This window comes from Humidesulfovibrio mexicanus, from assembly GCF_900188225.1.
GTDB classification, from domain to species: domain Bacteria; phylum Desulfobacterota; class Desulfovibrionia; order Desulfovibrionales; family Desulfovibrionaceae; genus Humidesulfovibrio; species Humidesulfovibrio mexicanus.
In genome coordinates, this window is record NZ_FZOC01000001.1 from 129,163 (window position 1) to 146,774 (window position 17,612).

The 17,612-nt window shown below is 59.4% G+C and carries 13 protein-coding genes and 1 tRNA gene; 2 read left to right on the forward strand and 12 right to left on the reverse strand.

The window, feature by feature from the left end; genetic code table 11:
- Positions 1-52: 52 nt before the first annotated feature.
- The 8 genes from lon to CHB73_RS00755 form a co-directional block, all read right to left on the reverse strand.
- Positions 53-2,503, reverse strand: a complete 2,451-nt coding sequence (gene lon, locus CHB73_RS00720) for an endopeptidase La (RefSeq protein WP_089271059.1) — start codon at positions 2,501-2,503, stop codon at positions 53-55.
- Between the two features lie 100 nt (positions 2,504-2,603).
- The gene (gene clpX, locus CHB73_RS00725; RefSeq protein WP_089271061.1) at positions 2,604-3,854 is read right to left on the reverse strand and encodes an ATP-dependent Clp protease ATP-binding subunit ClpX; all 1,251 of its coding nucleotides are present in this window, start codon (positions 3,852-3,854) and stop codon (positions 2,604-2,606) included.
- Between the two features lie 4 nt (positions 3,855-3,858).
- Positions 3,859-4,461 carry an ATP-dependent Clp endopeptidase proteolytic subunit ClpP gene (clpP, locus tag CHB73_RS00730; RefSeq protein WP_089271063.1) on the reverse strand — a complete coding sequence of 201 codons (603 nt, stop codon included), beginning with the start codon at positions 4,459-4,461 and terminating at the stop codon, positions 3,859-3,861.
- A gap of 250 nt (positions 4,462-4,711) precedes the next feature.
- The gene (gene tig / locus CHB73_RS00735) at positions 4,712-6,082 is read right to left on the reverse strand and encodes a trigger factor (RefSeq protein ID WP_089271065.1); all 1,371 of its coding nucleotides are present in this window, start codon (positions 6,080-6,082) and stop codon (positions 4,712-4,714) included.
- A gap of 63 nt (positions 6,083-6,145) precedes the next feature.
- Positions 6,146-6,230: transfer RNA gene (locus CHB73_RS00740), tRNA-Leu, on the reverse strand.
- 93 nt (positions 6,231-6,323) lie between these two features.
- Positions 6,324-7,682: a bifunctional hydroxymethylpyrimidine kinase/phosphomethylpyrimidine kinase gene (gene thiD / locus CHB73_RS00745; RefSeq protein ID WP_089271067.1), complete on the reverse strand. Its 1,359-nt coding sequence runs from the start codon at positions 7,680-7,682 to the stop codon at positions 6,324-6,326.
- 104 nt (positions 7,683-7,786) lie between these two features.
- Positions 7,787-8,221 (reverse strand): hypothetical protein, encoded by a 435-nt coding sequence (locus CHB73_RS00750; protein ID WP_089271070.1) that lies wholly within the window; start codon positions 8,219-8,221, stop codon positions 7,787-7,789.
- Between the two features lie 89 nt (positions 8,222-8,310).
- Positions 8,311-9,042 carry a hypothetical protein gene (locus CHB73_RS00755; protein WP_143337280.1) on the reverse strand — a complete coding sequence of 244 codons (732 nt, stop codon included), beginning with the start codon at positions 9,040-9,042 and terminating at the stop codon, positions 8,311-8,313.
- A gap of 517 nt (positions 9,043-9,559) precedes the next feature.
- Here CHB73_RS00755 and CHB73_RS00760 point away from each other — a divergent pair.
- A complete protein-coding gene (locus CHB73_RS00760) occupies positions 9,560-12,187 on the forward strand; it encodes a hemerythrin domain-containing protein (protein WP_089271075.1) in 2,628 nt (875 codons plus the stop codon).
- A 325-nt stretch (positions 12,188-12,512) separates the two neighbouring features.
- Entirely contained in the window at positions 12,513-14,693 is a 2,181-nt protein-coding gene (locus CHB73_RS00765) for a glutamine synthetase III family protein (RefSeq protein ID WP_089271077.1), read from the forward strand.
- Positions 14,694-14,778: 85 nt separating this feature from the next.
- Here the strand turns inward: CHB73_RS00765 and CHB73_RS00770 are convergent, their stop codons facing one another.
- The 4 genes from CHB73_RS00770 to ilvN form a co-directional block, all read right to left on the reverse strand.
- On the reverse strand, positions 14,779-15,486 hold the full coding sequence (locus tag CHB73_RS00770) for a M15 family metallopeptidase (RefSeq protein ID WP_235641455.1): 708 nt from the start codon (positions 15,484-15,486) through the stop codon (positions 14,779-14,781).
- The gene (locus CHB73_RS00775; RefSeq protein ID WP_089271079.1) at positions 15,462-15,854 is read right to left on the reverse strand and encodes a MucR family transcriptional regulator; all 393 of its coding nucleotides are present in this window, start codon (positions 15,852-15,854) and stop codon (positions 15,462-15,464) included. The genes CHB73_RS00770 and CHB73_RS00775 overlap by 25 nt, the downstream gene beginning before the upstream one ends.
- A 235-nt stretch (positions 15,855-16,089) precedes the next feature.
- The gene (ilvC, locus tag CHB73_RS00780; RefSeq protein WP_089271081.1) at positions 16,090-17,079 is read right to left on the reverse strand and encodes a ketol-acid reductoisomerase; all 990 of its coding nucleotides are present in this window, start codon (positions 17,077-17,079) and stop codon (positions 16,090-16,092) included.
- Positions 17,080-17,123: 44 nt separating this feature from the next.
- Positions 17,124-17,609 (reverse strand): acetolactate synthase small subunit, encoded by a 486-nt coding sequence (gene ilvN, locus CHB73_RS00785; protein ID WP_089271083.1) that lies wholly within the window; start codon positions 17,607-17,609, stop codon positions 17,124-17,126.
- Between the last annotated feature and the right edge of the window lie 3 nt (positions 17,610-17,612).

The following is a 17,612-nucleotide window of genomic DNA, read 5'->3' on the forward strand; positions in this document are numbered from 1 at the left end:
AAAAAAGGCCGGGACTGCTCCCGGCCTTTGGTCATGCATGGCGTGGCTGGAGTTAGTGCGTGGGACGCTGGTACTCTTCCTTCACCAGCAGGTCGCTCAGGGGGGAGATGTTGTCCCGTCCGCAGAAGAGCGCGTTGGAGCTGCCGCATTCCAGGGCCTGCTCCAGCACAATGTCCACGGTCTCAACAGGCACAATCTTGAGGTCCTTCAATATCTCTTCAGGCACTTCCTTGAGATCCTTTTCGTTCTCCGCAGGAATGAACACCGTGCCGACAAGACCGCGGTGCGCAGCAAGCAGCTTTTCACGCAGGCCGCCAATGGGGAGCACACGGCCACGCAGGGTTATCTCCCCTGTCATGGCCACATCGTTGCGCACGGGGATGTTCAGCAAGGCCGAGACGATGGATGTGGCCAGGGCCACACCGGCGGAAGGGCCGTCCTTGGGGGTCGCACCCTCGGGCACATGCACGTGAATGTCGATCTCCTTATGGAAGTCGCGCTTGAGGCCGAAAAGGTCCGAACGTGAACGCAGATAGGAAAGTGCTGCGCGCGCCGACTCCTGCATCACCTCACCCAGCTTGCCGGTGATCTCCACCTTGCCCGAGCCGCTCATGAGGACAACCTCAATGAGCAGCAACTCGCCGCCCATCTGGGTCCAGGCCAGGCCGGTGGTCACCCCCACCTGGCTCTTGTCCTCGCGCTGCTCGTGCCGGAACTTGGGCACGCCAAGCAGGGCCGCAACGCTCTGCCTGGTAACGGGAACCGTAGTGACCGTTTTGTCCTCAACAATCTTCATGGCCGCTTTGCGGCACAGGGCGGCAATCTCTCGCTCCAGGCTGCGCACCCCCGCCTCACGCGTGTAGCGGCGGATGATCTCCAGCACCGCATTGTCGGAGACGGTAAGTTGCTCCTCTGTCAGACCGTGCTGCTCGCGCTGCTTGCCAAGCAAAAACTGCTTGGCGATTTTCAACTTTTCCGTCTCCAGGTAGCCGGGCAGGCGGATGATCTCCATGCGGTCGCGCAACGGCAGCGGGATGGAATCGAGAGTATTTGCCGTGGTGATGAAGAAGACCTTGGACAGGTCGTAGTCCAGGTCCAGGTAGTGGTCGTTGAAGGCGTAGTTCTGCTCCGGATCAAGCACTTCCAGCAGCGCGGCGGAAGGATCGCCGCGGAAGTCGGTGCTCATCTTGTCCACCTCGTCCAGGCAGATGACGGGGTTGTTGAACTCGCAGCGCCTGAGGGAATGGATGATCTTGCCCGGCAGCGCGCCCACATAGGTTCGCCGGTGGCCGCGAATCTCGGCCTCGTCGCGAACGCCGCCAAGGGAGATGCGCACGAACTCGCGATCCATGGCCCGTGCGATGGACTTGGCGATGGAGGTCTTGCCCACCCCCGGAGGACCGACAAAGCACAAGATCGGGCCTTTCATGGTTTTGACCAGGCTCTGCACGGCGATGTATTCGAGGATGCGCTCCTTGGGCTTTTCCAGACCGTAATGGTCCTCATCCAGCACGGACCGGGAACGGGAAATGTCCAGTTCGGATTCCTTGAGTACGCCCCAAGGCAGGTCCAGCACCCAGTCGACATAATTCCGCAGCACGGTGTACTCGGCGCTGGATGGCTGCATCTGCCTGAGCTTCTTGATCTCCTTCCGGGCGCGCTCACGCGATTCGTCGCTCATGATCTTGGCGTCCAGACGCTTCTCAAGCTCCAAGGCCTCGGCGGCGGGATCGTCCTCCCGGCCCATCTCCTTGTGGATGGCCTTCATCTGCTCGTTCAGGTAATACTCGCGCTGGTTCTTCTCCATCTGGCCTTTCACGCGCCCCTTGACGCGCTTTTCGATGGAGGCGATCTCAATCTCGCCAAGCAAAAGCTCATACACGTATTCAAGGCGCTTGACCGCATCAGAGATTTCCAGAGCGCGCTGCTTGCGCTCGAAATCCACTTTTAAATGCGGCATCACGGCATCAGCCAAGGCGCCTGGCTCGCGCAGCGCGGCCATTGCAAGCAGGGATTCCGGCGCAAGCTTCTTGTTGCTTCTGGCGTACGCCTCCAGCGATTCGTTCGCGGCGCGGATAAGGGCGTCGCCCTCCCCCGCATCACCGGGCACTTCCTCCAGGCGGTCAACCCGCACAAGGGGGAAATCCCCGGCATCGGCCGGATCGGTGGGCAAAATATTCCAATTGGCCCGGTACAAACCCTCGAAAAGCACCTTGATGGTGCCATCGGGCAATCGCAGCATCTGCAAAATGCGGCTCACCGTGCCCACAGCAAAAAGCTCGTCCGCCTCGGGCTTCTCCTTTTCCGGAGAACGTTGGGTGACAAGGAAGATGTGCTTGTCGTGGAGGGCGATGGCACTCTCGATGGCCTTTATTGAGGCATCTCGCCCCACGAACAGGGGCACGATGGAGCGTGGGAACATCACCACTTCGCGCAGGGACATGAGGGGCAACACGGAATCGTCCGGCTGAATGTCGCGCTCAAGAGCGTCGTTGTCGGTCATGGAGGCTCCTTGTGGGCCGAGGCCGGGCTGGTTCTTGCGTCCCCGCCCAGGCCCGTCGGCAAAGGACGGGTACCGGGCGGTGTCTTGGGTTCAAGCCGCGCTATGCGCTCTTGACCTCCTGATGAAACAGGATGAGGGGTTCCATGCCCTTCTCAATGACGGCGCTGTTGATGACGCACTCTTTGACGCCGGTGAGCGAGGGCAGCTTGTACATGATGTCGAGCATGGTGCTTTCAAGCACATTGCGCAGGCCGCGCGCCCCGGTCTTACGGGCGATGGCCTGCTTGGCGATGGCTTTCAGGGCGTTCTCCGTAAAGCGCAGCCCCACCTTGTCCAATTCGAAAAGCTTCTGGTACTGCTTGACCAGCGCGTTCTTGGGCTCTGTGAGGATGCGGACCAGGTCTTCGCTGGTGAGCTCGTCCAGGGCTGTGACGATGGGAATGCGGCCCACGAACTCCGGAATGAGCCCGAACTTGATGAGATCGTTGGGCTGGCTGGAGGCGAGCAGTTCGCCCATGGCGATCTCCTTCTTGCTCTCCACCTTGCCGCCAAAGCCCATGCTGGCCCCCTGCATCCGCTGTTGGATCATCTTGTCCAGGCCGATGAAGGCACCGCCCAGGATGAACAGGATGTTCGAGGTGTTCATCCGGATGAATTCCTGCTGCGGGTGCTTGCGGCCGCCCTTGGGGGGAATGTTGGCCTCGGTGCCCTCAATGATCTTGAGCAAGGCCTGCTGCACGCCCTCGCCGGAAACATCGCGGGTGATGGAGGGGCTGTCGCCCTTTCTCGCGATCTTGTCGATCTCGTCGATGTAGATGATGCCCCGGCTGGCCGCGTCGATGTCATAGTCGGCGTTCTGCAGCAGCGCCACCAGGATGTTCTCAACGTCCTCGCCCACGTAACCGGCCTCGGTGAGGGTGGTGGCGTCGGCGATGGCGAAGGGCACCTTAAGGATGCGCGCAAGGGTCTGTGCGAGCAGCGTCTTTCCGGAGCCGGTTGGGCCGATCAAGAGGATGTTGCTCTTGTCGATCTCCACATCGTCCTTGTTGTTCTGAGCATAGAAGACGCGCTTGTAGTGGTTGTGCACGGCCACGGAAAGGATCTTCTTGGCCTTGTCCTGCCCGATGACGTACTGGTCGAGCAGCGCCTTGATTTCCTGCGGAGGCAGCAAGCGCACATCGCCCACGGCCTCTGTCGCGTGCTCCTGCGCGATGATGTCGTTGCACAGCCCGACGCACTCGTCGCAAATGTACACATCCGGGCCGGCGATGAGCCGCTGCACATCCACCTGGCTCTTGCCGCAAAACGAGCAGGCAAGGTCCGTGGGAGAGCCGGTCTTTTTCCTGTCCATGAGCTTAGGCCTTCTTTTCCGCGTCGCCGCGCTTGACCATGATGGTGTCGATGATGCCGTATTCCAGGGCCTCGCCCGCAGTCATGAAGTAGTCACGCTCGGTGTCCTTTTCAATGCGCTCCAGGCTCTGTCCGGTGTGCCCGGAGAGAATGCCGTTCAGCTCCTCGCGCATACGCAAAATCTCGCGGGCCTGGATGCCGATGTCGGTCGCCTGTCCCTGCGCGCCGCCCAGCGGCTGGTGAATGAGGATGCGGCTGTGCGGCAAAGCGTAGCGCATTCCCTTTTCGCCAGCACACAGAAGCAGGGCTGCCATGCTGGCGGCCTGACCCATGCACAAGGTGGCCACAGGCGGCGCTATGTACTGCATGGTGTCGTATATCGCCATTCCGGCGGTCACCACGCCCCCCGGCGAGTTGATATACATGTAGATTTCTTTTTCAGGATCCTCGGACTCAAGAAAAAGAAGCTGTGCGCACACGAGGCTGGCCACGTGGTCGTCGATGGAGCTGCCGAGCAGGATGATGCGGTCCTTGAGCAGGCGCGAATAAATGTCATAGGCGCGCTCGGTGCGGCCGGTGGTCTCAATGACGATGGGGACTGCGGGCATGGGCGGCTCCTTGCTGTGCTTCTTCCCGCGGGATGGCGCGCATCCCATTGGGCGTCCGCTGTGGGATTCATCGGCAATTTTCTTTCAATACCATATGCCGACTTGTAGGATAATGGTTTGTCGGCGTCCGTCAATACATGCGATGGTGCAGCGCGGCAAACGTGACGCCTGAAACCGTGACGCGGCGACCGGTTACAAGGCCGGCCGCCGCGCATGAATCAAACACTTTGGCGCAAAACGCGACCCAAGGCTACTCCTTGGGGGTCTCGGCCTTCTTGGCGCGGGTGCGCTTGGGCTTGGCCGGCGCCTCCTCCTTCTTCTCCTCCGCAGCGGCTGCTGCAACCTCGGTCTTTGCCGCACGGGCGTAAACCAGCTCAATGGCCTTGTCGGCAAGGATGCGGTCCTTCAGCGGGAAGATGAGATTGTTTTCCTCGTAGTACTGCTTCACGGAAAGCAGATCCTGGCCATGCTGGCGGGCAACCTGGGTCAACGCCACGTCGATTTCCTCGGACTTGACATCAAGGTTTTCCTTCTTGGCGATGGCCAGCAGCATGATCTCTCCGCGGACGGCCTCCTCGGCCTGGGCGCGGTGCGCCTCGCGCAACTCCTCCAAGGACTTGCCAAGGGCGGACAGGCTCTTGCCCTGGCGGTCGAGCTTCTGCTCAAGGTCGGCGAGCAAACGATCGATGCGGTTTTCAACCATGCTGGGCGGCAGAGGATACTCCACCTTCGCCACCAGCTGGTCCAGAAGCTTCTTCTGCGCCATGGACTTGTTCAATTGCTCACGGCTTTGCAGGTAGCTCTTCTCAATGGCTTCGCGCATCTTCTCAACGGACTCGAAGCCCCCGGCCCGCTTGGCCACCTCATCGGTGAGCTCGGGCAGAATACGCTCCTTGATGGCGTGCAGCGTGGCGCGCATGGTGAGCGTCTGTCCAGCCATGGCGGGATTGATGAAATCCTCCGGGAAGGTGATCTCGCATTCCCCGTTCTCGCCTGGCTTGAGGGTTTTGAGCAGATCCTCAAACTCGGGCAGGGCCTGCTTTTCGCCAATGGTCAGCTCGAAATTCTCTGCCTGAATGCCCTGGTACACCTCGCCGTCCTTGTAGGCGCCGAAGGTGATGACCACAATATCCCCTTCCTTGGCCAAACGGACCTCGGAAATGGGCTTCACTGTGGCGGCATTGCTCAAAATGCGCTGTTCGACTTCCGTGATCTCCTCCGGCTTCACCTCGGCCTTTTCAACGTCCACGGCCAAGCTTTCGTAATCCGGCAAGGGGAAGTCCGGCGCGACTTCAAATTCGATGGAATAATTGAGCTCCTGGTCGCGGACCAGTTCCTTCGCGTCCACATCGATACGCGACAGGGGCATGACGCCCAAGGACCCAAGGGCCTCGTTGATCTGGTAGTTCACCAGATCGGTTGTGGCCTCCTGGTAGATCTGCGTCCGATACTTGCTTTCAACCACGGAGGATGGGGCCTTGCCGCGACGGAAGCCCTTGATCTCGTAACGGTGGCGGTACAGGGCCACGGCGGTGGAAAGGGCGGCGTTGACCTCCTCCACCGGGACCGTGATGTTGATTTTGCGCTTCACCGGAGAAAGTTCTTCAACCTTGTATTCCATTGACTTGCCGTCCTCCTGGGATGTCAGCCCGCATCATGGACGCGGGACGCGTTTTTGTGTTCTTGGTGCGAGAGGAGAGACTCGAACTCTCACGGACGCGGCCGCTGGATCCTAAGTCCAGTGCGTCTACCAATTCCGCCACTCTCGCCCTGCGGGCCTCCGAAAGCACCGCCAAAAGTCCTGTTAGATAAGCGGGGGGCGGCAAACTGTCAACACGCGCGGAGCGAAGGAACACGCACTGCTACAAGAGGTCCAGCACGCGCCGGACCTTGCCGATGAGTTCGTTGGGGGCCGTGGCCAGGATGCGGATCATGGCCTCCTTGCCCGTTCCTCCACCGTCCACAACGGCGTCCACGGCGTGAGGATCGGGCGAAGCGTCCAACGCGGCCTGGGTGCCCCAATCCATGGTGCCCCCCTCGTGGCCCAAACCGTCTGTCGGCTCGTCGCCGCGGTCGAAACTGGCGCAGACGAGGCCCGCACGGCGCACCGCGACCAACACCGAGTCGTTGCACGCGATATTGAGGGCGCAGCAAAGCCTTGAATTGGACTTGCGGGCCGCAAGAAGCACGCGGGCCATGTGCGAGGAGGCGCCGAATTCCGGACCGCCCGCGAGGATCACCTCGCCGCGACGCGTGCAGGTAATGCGCCCGGCGAATCCGGCGATGTCCATGGCCGACATGGCATAGGGCAACGCCAAAACAAGATTGGAACGCACTTCGGGGATAAGTTTGGCGAACCGGGGCAGCAGGGAAAGCACCCTGCCCGTCTCGGCCAGTTCGTCCAGAGTGGCCAGTCGGGCCTGCTCCCGCAGCAAAGGAACGGCGTGGTTGGGGGATCCTCCACCAGCGCCGACGGAGTAGCTGGCCCGCAATGCGGCCTGCAGGTACTGCTGCGCCTTGCGCACGCTTGCAAGCATGTCGTGGCCCTTGCCCAGACTGGCGGCAATGGCGGCCGAAAGCGTGCAGCCGGTGCCATGCACATTGCGCGTATCCACCCTGCCCTGCATCAACGGCAAGGGCTTCTGGCCCGGCGTGGCGTACCAGTCGGTGGAGGCCGGGGAATCCATGTGCCCGCCCTTGATGAGCACGGCCTTTGGTCCCAGCGCGAGAAGCCGCTCCGCAGCCTCGCAAATGTCCCCGGGCGTCTTCAAGACAAGCCCGGTGAACAGCTCGGCCTCCGGAATATTGGGGGTAAGCAGGTCGGTGATGGGGAACAGGTGGCGGACCATGTCCTTCACGGCGGACTCTTCGAGCAACCTTGCGCCGGACTGGGCGACGCACACCGGGTCCACCACAAGGGGAAAATCCCGCCGGGCAAGCCTGGAGGCGACCATCTGGATGATCTCCGAAGAAAACAGCATCCCGGTTTTTGCCGCGCGCACGGTGAGGTCAGAGAGCACGGCTGCAAGCTGCTGGCCGACGAAATCAGCCGGAACAGGGTGAATGCCGGTGACTGCCATAGTGTTTTGAGCCGTCAGCGCGGTAATGACCGACGCCCCGAATCCGCCAAGCATGGAAATGGTCTTCAGATCGGCCTGGATCCCTGCTCCGCCGCCGGAATCGGACCCGGCGATGGTCAGGACGGTGGGATTCTCTTGCATGGATCGTGTCCTTAGGGGAGAAGCATTGCGGGATGCTCCGGATTCAGCGATGCGCTGCGCCAGGCGGAAGGGCCAATGGCCAAGGCGGCGCAAGTGCAAAAAGGCTAGCTGCCGGTGCAGGTCATCTTCACGTAGTCATCAAGGGAAACGCCGCCCCAAGCCTTGCTGGTCCAATACGCGGTTGCCCAGATCATCAGCGCTGTGGCCTGCAAATCACTCAGTCGGCGCAGCTTTATCTCCAGATTGCTCCGGCTTGCGCCATGGGTGATATGCGCTTCGTGCTCATCGCAGGCGCTCTCAACCCGCAGCATCAAATAGGCCTGTTTGGACTGGTTGGGCAAAAGGCGCACGTCCCTATGCGCTTCCAGTATGGTCTTGAGTTCCGCGGTAGTGAATTCCACCGACACGCCGCGAATCATCTTGAAAAAGACGTCCACCGCCCACGGCAGAATAAATTCGGCGCCAGCGCTCTTGGTTTTAAAGAAGTCCTTGAGCCACTTTTCGTGGTCGGTGCTGATCCTGGCGGCGACTTGCGGCATGTTTGCTCCTCCGGATATGTCACGGGAGAATATGATCTCCCCTATCCTATATGATCGACATCAATCAAGAGTTAATCTAGAGCAAATCCTCATTCTTGCTGAAAACATTCACGCAATTGCCGAAACATGCGGACCAGGTGCACATGGGGAACAGGCGCCCCCCCAACGCGCATGGCCATGAGCACAGCCACCCTGTTCCCGCTCGGCGTCCGCATGGGACGGACCCGCAGTACGTAAGAACAACAATGGCCAGCAGAAATGACCCCGAAGCTCAGGCTCCAGCCTCCCGCCTCCTCGTCCCAGAAGGAGGCGACGACACGATCCGCACCCCAGCCGACTTCAACCAATCGAATAAGCCCCGACAAAGTCAGCGGGGTTCCTTGCGCATCCGTTACGCCGAGATACTCCCCCTGGCGGGAGCGCAACACCAACGGACGGAGGAGAATCTCGGTCGGAGGACTGCCGTGCGCCGGAACATGTTCCCTTGCGGTGCGAGCAAGGCGGATTCGCTCCCGTTCCCCTTCAAGGGCCCGATGCAACGCGCGTGTTTCCGCCTCAAGTTCCAGGATCCGCTTGGCCTGAGCGGCTTGCCCCTTCCTGTACGCCTCATGCGTCCGGTCAAGCTCGCGACGCAAACGTTCCTGGGCTTCCAGGCTTTCGGCGACTTGCCGACGGGAAGCCCCACCCTGCGGGCCACCATCCGGAAATGTGGACGCCCTGCCTAGGCGCATGGAGAACATGGGCTTGGGCGCATCCACTATCGCAAAGACACCGGGAAGCTCCCGCTCCCCCTCCTCGCTCGAGCAATCGGATGCGCACATGTCGGCTCCCCAGGCCACAGGGTTGAGGCGCATGACCTGCCTTTCGCACTTTTGGATATGCCTATCCCACCCAACATGTGATGTCTAGACTTTTTATATAATCGAGAGCAACGAAAACAGCATCGCCGATTTCGTAGCCACATTCTGACAAAGCGGCCAGAACAAGCACCTGCGGTTGCTAATGATTCCATGCAAAACAAACATGTTGGATTGTGGACCCCAACCCTATGACGCCGCCATCATGGACTCCTGGTTTCGGAGGGCTCATATGGAACGGGAGCAAAACCAGCACGACCGCGGTGCCCACGCTCGGACTTTGGCGCATTCCCGCTCATGCTCTCTATGTTCCCTTTTTGCGCTCTGCGAAACGGAAATCAAAATGTGTCATCGAATCAGCAGTATACCCAGGTAGCCACAAGCAACAATGGAAAACCGCTGGACGAATGCCGCCCGCAAATGGCAAGTACGCAAACGGTACGCACAATGCGACTGCGGTAAACACTCGCAAGGGCGGGATATGGCAGGAATCATCAAGGTAGAGGTGGCCGAAGGCATCACCTTTGTGAGCATCCCTGAGGCTGACCTGCATATTCAATGCGGCTGTCCGGCCGACAGCGTCAAGCACCTCATGAAACGTGGGCTTATCCGAAACTGCATCCGCGATGGGGTGCGTTACGAGACGGGGCCGAACGCCATTGTGCTTTCCGACGTGCATATACAGAACGGACGTTTTTCAAATCTCTCGGAATTTCCAATTCTGCAAATGTTCTACCGCCAAGGGCGCATCATCCCCGGGCACCCCAACAATACGGGCGTAAAGCCCGTTCTTGTCGGATTGCGCAAGCAGGTCGAAGCCCAGATGGAGTACATCTATCGCGGGAACTACGGCCTGGTGAGCGAAGAGGAGATGATCTCCGCTGGCGCATCCCCTCAGGATGCGCGCGACATGATGCGACTCAAGCTGCGCTTCGCTTTCGGCAAGATCCGCCGCATGGACGAATACCTGGACCTGCTCGCCCTCGAAGACGGCCCACTTGAAATCAGGAACGATGTATTCATCCGCCGCCTGCGGACAAACGTCTTTGAAATCAGCCACGGCAAAAACTCTGTCCGTGTGGACCTGAACCCACCCGAGCAGCCTGCGCAAGCCCCCCCGTACACGCTCGGCTACCACCACATCCCTCGCGACTATTTTTCCGTTCTGCATTCGGGAGAAGGCGACGGCTGGGACATCAACCGTCCTGCCATGGCCAGCATCCTGCTCTTTCAGGGCAAGGTCTATCTTATCGACGCCGGACCGAACATCACCTTCAGCCTTAACGCTCTCGGCATCAGCGTCAACGAAATCGCAGGGATATTCCACACCCATGCGCATGACGACCACTTCTGCGGGCTTCCGGAGCTCATGCGCGCCGATCACCGCATTCCATACTTCGCGACACGACTTGTCCGCGCCTCGGTCATCAAGAAGCTGGCCGCGCTCTCCATGATGCGCGAAGAGGAATTCGACCACTATTTCGTGTTCAATGACCTTGTCGCGGGACAATGGAACGATGTCGACACCCTTCAGGTAAAACCGGTGTTTTCGCCGCATCCCGTCGAAACCACTGTGATGTTCTTCAGGACGCTGGATCGGGCCGGGTATCGCACCTATGCCCACTTGGCCGACATCGCGAGCCTGAAGCTCCTGCGAACCATGATCGGTCATGATGAAGACGCACCTGGGATTTCACACGAGCTCTACGACGCAGTGGCCGCAAATTACCTTGCTCCGGCGGATTTGAAGAAGCTCGACATCGGCGGTGGCATGATACACGGGGACGCCGAGGATTTCGCCAAAGACCGGAGCCGCAAGATCGTTCTGGCGCACACGTCGCTTCCCCTCACGGGAAGGCAAAAAGAAATCGGCTCAGGAGCGCCCTTCGGCACGGTCGATGTGCTCATCCCCGCTCACCAGGATTATGTTCGGTCCTACGCCTTCCACAGATTGACGGAATACTTCCCCACGGTACCCGCCTCTTGTCTTCGGGTATTGCAAAACAACCCCATCGTCACCTTCAACCCGGAATCCATCATCCTTCACGCGGGCAACAAGGCGGATTGCGTCTATATGCTGCTCACCGGGCAAGTGGAAATGCTGCACTCCCGCCGCAAGGTGTACAGCACCTTGTCCGCTGGGGCCATGCTCGGAGAGCTGACGGCCATGACCGGGAAACCGTTGGCCGAAACCTACCGCGCCGCGAATTTCGTCCAAGCGCTGCGCATTCCCCTGGACCTGTACAAAAGCTTTGTCCAGAATAACAGGCTTGCTGAACGCGTCACCCAATTACTTGATATTCGAGGGTTTCTCCACGGAAACCGCCTCTTCGGCGACGCCATGTCCAGTTCAAGACTGAACGCCATCGCCTCGGCCGTAACCCCCAGCGAACACGCCCGCGAGGCCGTCTTGAGCCGCAATGGCTCATCGCACCTCACCCTTGTCCGTTCCGGCGCGGTTGATCTCATTTTTGCGGGAAAGGTTGTGGAACGCCTCAAGGCAGGAGACTTTTTCTGCGAAAGCACCGTCCTCTTCGATATCCCCTGCCTGTTCAAGGCGGTTTTGGTGCGCGATGCCGTGCTGTACCATATCCCCGCTGCGGACCTTGCCGATGTGCCCATCATCCGCTGGAAATTGCTGGAAATATATGAAAGCCGTCTTGAGAAGGCGCTGGCGATCGGAATGCACGAATCCCCGCTTGCCTGGCACGAAGAGTATTCCCTGGGCGTGGAGTCTCTTGACAACGACCACCAGGAGCTATTCGGCACGGCACGTGAGCTGCTTGATGTCCTTTTCGGCACCAACACAACGCGTGATCCCGTGCAGCTCTTCAACACCCTGATTGGAATGACCGTCCGTCACTTCAAATCCGAAGAAAACCAGATGCGTAGCGTCGAGTACCCCGGCGCTGGTGAACACATTCGTCACCACGAACGGATTCTTTCGCTCCTGAGTGCCTTCGGCCAGGATGTTCAGCAATTCCGGCGCACCTCTCGCAAGGAAGCCGTCGCATTCATCAAGGACCACATCCTTGCGCACGTTCTGACCACAGACCGCCAACTTGGCGCCTACATCAGAAAAATCACGGCGAACCTCTCCGAAGCCTGACAGCAAGCAGACATTTTTGTCATCACCTGCGTCTCGGCTTTGCGAAATTTTACAATTTCGCAAAACTGTTGACAGAAACGCCATTGCCAAAAATCTCAACCACCTGATATTCAAGAAAAATTAATTTTGGCCCGCTTCTTGATTAGGCTGGTTGGTTTCAGTGAACGCTGAAGGCCGGTGACCTTTCCGAAGGCTCACCGCAGCAGAACGGTTCCGGGCCGATGCCAATGGCGACCCCGCTATTGGGCACAGGTCGGCATAGACGAAATACGTAGTACATTTTTGCAACACAGACCAACGCCACCATCTACAGGAGTCAGCCACCATGAGCGGAATCCAGGCACGCCTCAACGCCATTTCGGCAGTCATCAACTACAAACCTGCCCATGCGCCCCTGAACTTCCACGACACCAAGCCTACCGAAATTTTCGGCTCCAACGTCTTCAGCGAAAAGGTGATGAAGGACCGCCTGCCCAAGGATGTCTACAAATCCCTCAAGAAGACCATAGAGTTGGGCGAAAAGCTCGACGCCACCATCGCCGATGTCGTCGCCAACACCATGAAGGACTGGGCCATCGAAAAAGGGGCCACCCACTTCACCCATGTGTTCTTCCCGCTCACCGGCATGACGGCGGAAAAGCATGACGCCTTCCTTGTGCCCGATGGCAAGGGCGGCGCCATCGCAGAGTTCTCCGGCAAACTGCTCATCCAGGGCGAACCCGATGCCTCCAGCTTCCCCTCCGGTGGTCTGCGCTCCACTTTCGAGGCCCGTGGCTACACAGCCTGGGACGTGACCAGCCCGGCCTACATACTTGAGAACCCCAACGGCACCTTTCTGTGCATCCCCACCGCCTTTGTCTCCTGGTCCGGCGAGGCCCTGGACAAGAAAACGCCGCTGCTGCGCTCCAATCAAGCGCTCAACAAGCAGGCCAAGCGCGTCCTCAAGCTGTTTGGCGTCGAAACCAAGCTTCCCGTCACCTCCTATGCCGGCCCGGAGCAGGAATACTTCCTCATCGACCGCAACTTCGTGTTCTCCCGGCCCGACCTGCTCATCGCCGGCCGCAGCCTGTTCGGGGCCAAGCCGCCAAAGGGGCAGGAATTCGAGGACCAGTACTTCGGCGTTGTGCCGCGCCGCGTGCTTTCCTTCATGATGGAGGTGGAGCGCGAACTGTTCAAGCTGGGTGTGCCGGTCAAAACCCGCCACAACGAGGTGGCGCCCAGCCAGTTCGAGATTGCCCCGATCTACGAGGCCGGAAACATCGCCACCGACCACAATCAGATGGTCATGACCACCCTGCGCAGCGTCGCCAAACGGTATGGCATGGTCTGCCTGCTGCACGAAAAACCCTTTGCCGGGATCAACGGCTCGGGAAAGCACCTCAACTATTCCCTGGGCAACGCCGATTTGGGCAGCCTTTTCGATCCGGGCGACACCCCGCACGAAAACGCCATGTTCCTGGTCTTCTGCGCCGCAGCCATCCGCGGTCTGCACAAGTACGGTGCTGTGCTGCGCGCCACGGTGGCCACAGCCTCGAACGATCATCGCCTGGGAGCAAACGAGGCTCCCCCCGCAATCATGAGCATGTACCTGGGCGAGCAGCTCTCCGACGTGTTCGAACAGATCAAAAAGGGCAAGGTCAACGGCTGCAAGACCAAAGGCCTCATGCACATCGGCGTGGACACGCTGCCCCCGCTGCCCATGGATCCGGGCGATCGCAACCGCACCAGTCCCTTCGCCTTCACCGGCAACCGCTTTGAATTCCGGGCCGTTGGCTCTTCCCAGTCCATCGCTGGACCGCAGGTGGCCATCAACACCATCATGAGCGAATCCCTGGACTTCATCGCCACGGAACTGGAAAAGGCCACCAAGGGTGACGACAAAAAGCTGAATGCCGCCGTTCAGACCCTGTTGCAGAAGATCATCAAGGAGCACGGGGCAATCGTGTTCAATGGCGACGGCTACTCCGATGCCTGGCACAAGGAGGCCGCCAAACGTGGTCTGCCCAACCTGAAGACCACCCCGGACGCGCTGCCGGTCCTGACCACCAAGGAATGCATCGAGCTGTTCACCAAGTACGGGGTGCTCTCCGAGGCCGAGCTCAGAAGCCGTGAGGAGATCTACCTGGAGCAGTACTGCAAGACCCTCAAGACCGAGGCGAACCTTGTCGTCCGCATGGCGACCACCATCATCTTCCCTGCGGCCATGCGCTACCAGAGTGAACTCGCCGCCGCCTGCTGCAACCTCAAGACCATCGGGCACGATTACAAGATGTCGGCCCTGGAGACCGTGACCGCAAAGCTGCGTGGAATGCAGTCCGCAGTCGCCAAGCTGGAGAAGCTCCTTGAGCATGAGGCGGACGGAACCCATGCGGAGGCGAAATTCCTGTGCGACAAGGTCCTGCCCGGCATGACCGAAGTCCGCTCCTTCGCCGACGCCTTGGAAAACGTTGTGGCCGACGATCTGTGGGCTCTGCCGAGCTACCAGGAGATGCTCTTCATCCGCTAGCGCGCCTCCCAACCCCTCACAAGACAAGGCCGCTCCGGTTGGAGCGGCCTTTTTCGTGGGGAACGGGGAAACCGAAACTCGGTCATCAGTTTTGCGGAAGGGGCAAATCAAGCGGAGGAGCGGTCTGCCAGCCTGGGCCGTCGAAATGCCACCATTCCGTGGACAAGGGCTCGAAACCCTGCTCCGTCATGGCACGCTCCAGAATGTCGCTATTGCGCCGGGCTTCCGGAGACGCCGCAAGACTGCCGCGATGGGCCTTCTCGCTGAAATCGTCAAAGCCGGTGGGCATGGGCAGTTCGCGGCCCTGCGCGTCTACAAGGGTTACATCGACAGCGGCGCCACGGTTGTGGCGCGAGCTCTTGACGATGACGCCATTCTCGCGGCGCGGCTCCAAGACATAGCGCTCATCTGGCATAATAGCCCAGAAACGCTGCTGCACAGAAAACGGACGATAGCAGTCGTATACTTTAAGGCCATAGCCATCGGCCTTGAGCGCCTTGTGCACTGCGACAAGGCGTTTGGCGATGTCGGTCAAAAGAAAGCAGCGCCCGGAAGGGTACACGGCCTTGCCAGTAAAATTGTTGGACGTGGCGTACCGCATGTCCAACACAATGTCAGGCTCAAGCCGGATAAGCTCAACAAAACCTGAGGCCTCAAGCTGCGGTTCCTCATGGCCTGCGCAAAATAGAACGTTCGGGGCGCACAAGCACACGCAGAACAGAGCAAATGCGGTAAAACCCCTTGCGACCGCGCCAGTTCTCCCGCGTTCTACTTCTTGCCGCGCTTCTTCCACAACTCCATCTCCTTCATCTTCTTGCGGCGATCACGCTGGAGCGATTTGCAAACAAGAGGCATGCCTTTCTTGTACCCATACTTCTCGCGATATTCCGCAGGGGTAAGTCCATGAGACGCCAAGTGTTTCCTGGTGATGATCTTGAACGACTTGCCGCACGCACAACACGTGATGGTTTTCTCTCGTACGCATTTTGAGGGGTCGCATGAGGCCTCGTCATCACTGCTCACCGGCGAGGAATCCTCGGCAATGGCCTGGATGCCGCGGACCAGTTTCTTGACCATTGAGGTTATCTCCTCTTCAGTCATGGTCCGGACACTGGCCTGCGCCTTGACGATCTCCAACGCTTCCTTCAGATAGTCATCCATCGCGGTCTCCTGTTTGGCTTGCATACAGTGTTTCGTGAATCGACCTTGCATGGCTTTATGCATCACAATAGTCGATGCCGTATCATCGGCGCAACACCACGTCAACACATGCTTCGAATTCTTGTTGCGCGGCGTGAAACAGTACAGGGGACGAAATGGCGATACGTTCGGCGTCGACCAAAAAAGAAGGGCCGCCCAAAGGCGACCCTCATACGGAACAAATCAATCCAGCAGACTATTTCTTGAGCCAGCTCATCATGGAACGAAGCTTTGCGCCCACGACCTCAATGGCGTGTTCGGAAGCGATGCGGCGCTTGGCATGAAGCACCGGCTGCCCAGCCTGGTTCTCCAAAATGAACTCGCGGGCGAACTGGCCGGTCTGGATTTCGGTGAGGATCCGCTTCATTTCCTTTTTGGTCTCGTCGGTGATCACCCGGGGACCGCGCGTAAAATCGCCGTACTCAGCGGTATCGCTGATGGAATGGCGCATTTTGGCCATGCCGCCCTCGTACATCAGGTCCACGATGAGCTTCATCTCATGCAAACACTCGAAGTAGGCCATCTCCGGCTGGTAGCCAGCCTCGACCAGGGTCTCGAAGCCTGCCTGGACAAGAGCGGTGCAGCCGCCACACAGCACGGCCTGCTCACCGAAAAGGTCCGTTTCGGTCTCTTCGCGGAAGTTGGTCTCAATGACGCCGGAACGGGTTGCGCCAATGCCCTTGGCGTACGCCAACGCGATGTTCAAGGCGTTGCCGGTGGCGTCCTGATGCACGGCCACAAGCGCGGGCACGGCGCCGCCCTCGGTGTAGGTGCGGCGCACCATGTGGCCGGGGCCCTTGGGGGCGATCATGATGACATCCACATCCGCAGGCGGCTTGATCTGTCCGAAGTGGATGTTGAAGCCGTGCCCGAAGGCCAGGGCCTTGCCTGCGGTGAGGCAATCCTTCACCTCGTTGTCGTAGATGAGTTTCTGCAATTGGTCCTGGGCCAGAATCATGATGAGATCGGCCTTCTGGGCAGCCTCGCGGGCACTCACAGGCTCAAAGCCGTGTTCCTTGGCGAGTTTCCAATTGGGGCCGCCGGGGCGCTGGCCGACGATGACGTTCACCCCGGAATCGCGCAGATTCTGGGCGTGGGCATGGCCCTGGCTGCCATAGCCGATGATGGCCACGGTTTTGCCCTTCAAAAGCCCAAGATCAGCATCGGAATCATAATACACTTTCATGACTTCTCCCTTTTCATTCGTCGGGTGGCCCCGGCGTTGTTGGCTTATATGGTCTGAGTAGAGCGCTTCATGGCCACCATGCCTGACCGGGAAATCTCCTTGACCCCGAAGCGGGTAAGCAGACCGATGATGGCGCCGATTTTTTCGTAATTGCCAGTGGCCTCGATGGTAATCTCGTCGATGCTGACATCCACCACCTTGCAGCGGAAAATGTCCACTGTGCGCAGAATCTCGGCGCGGTTGGCGTCCGTGGCGTTGACCTTCAAAAGCACCATTTCGCGCAGCACGCTCTTCATCTCGGTCAAATCGACAACCTTGATGACGGTGATGAGCTTTCTGAGTTGCTTGACGATCTGTTCGATGATCTGCTCATCGCCCTCGGTGGTGATGGTCATGACCGACATGCCGGGGTCCAGGGTCGGCCCGACGTTCAAGGACTCGATGTTGAAACCGCGTCCACTGAACAGACCCGCCACGCGGGAAAGCACGCCAGGCTCGTTTTCAACTGTAACAGACAACGTATGTCGCATGGC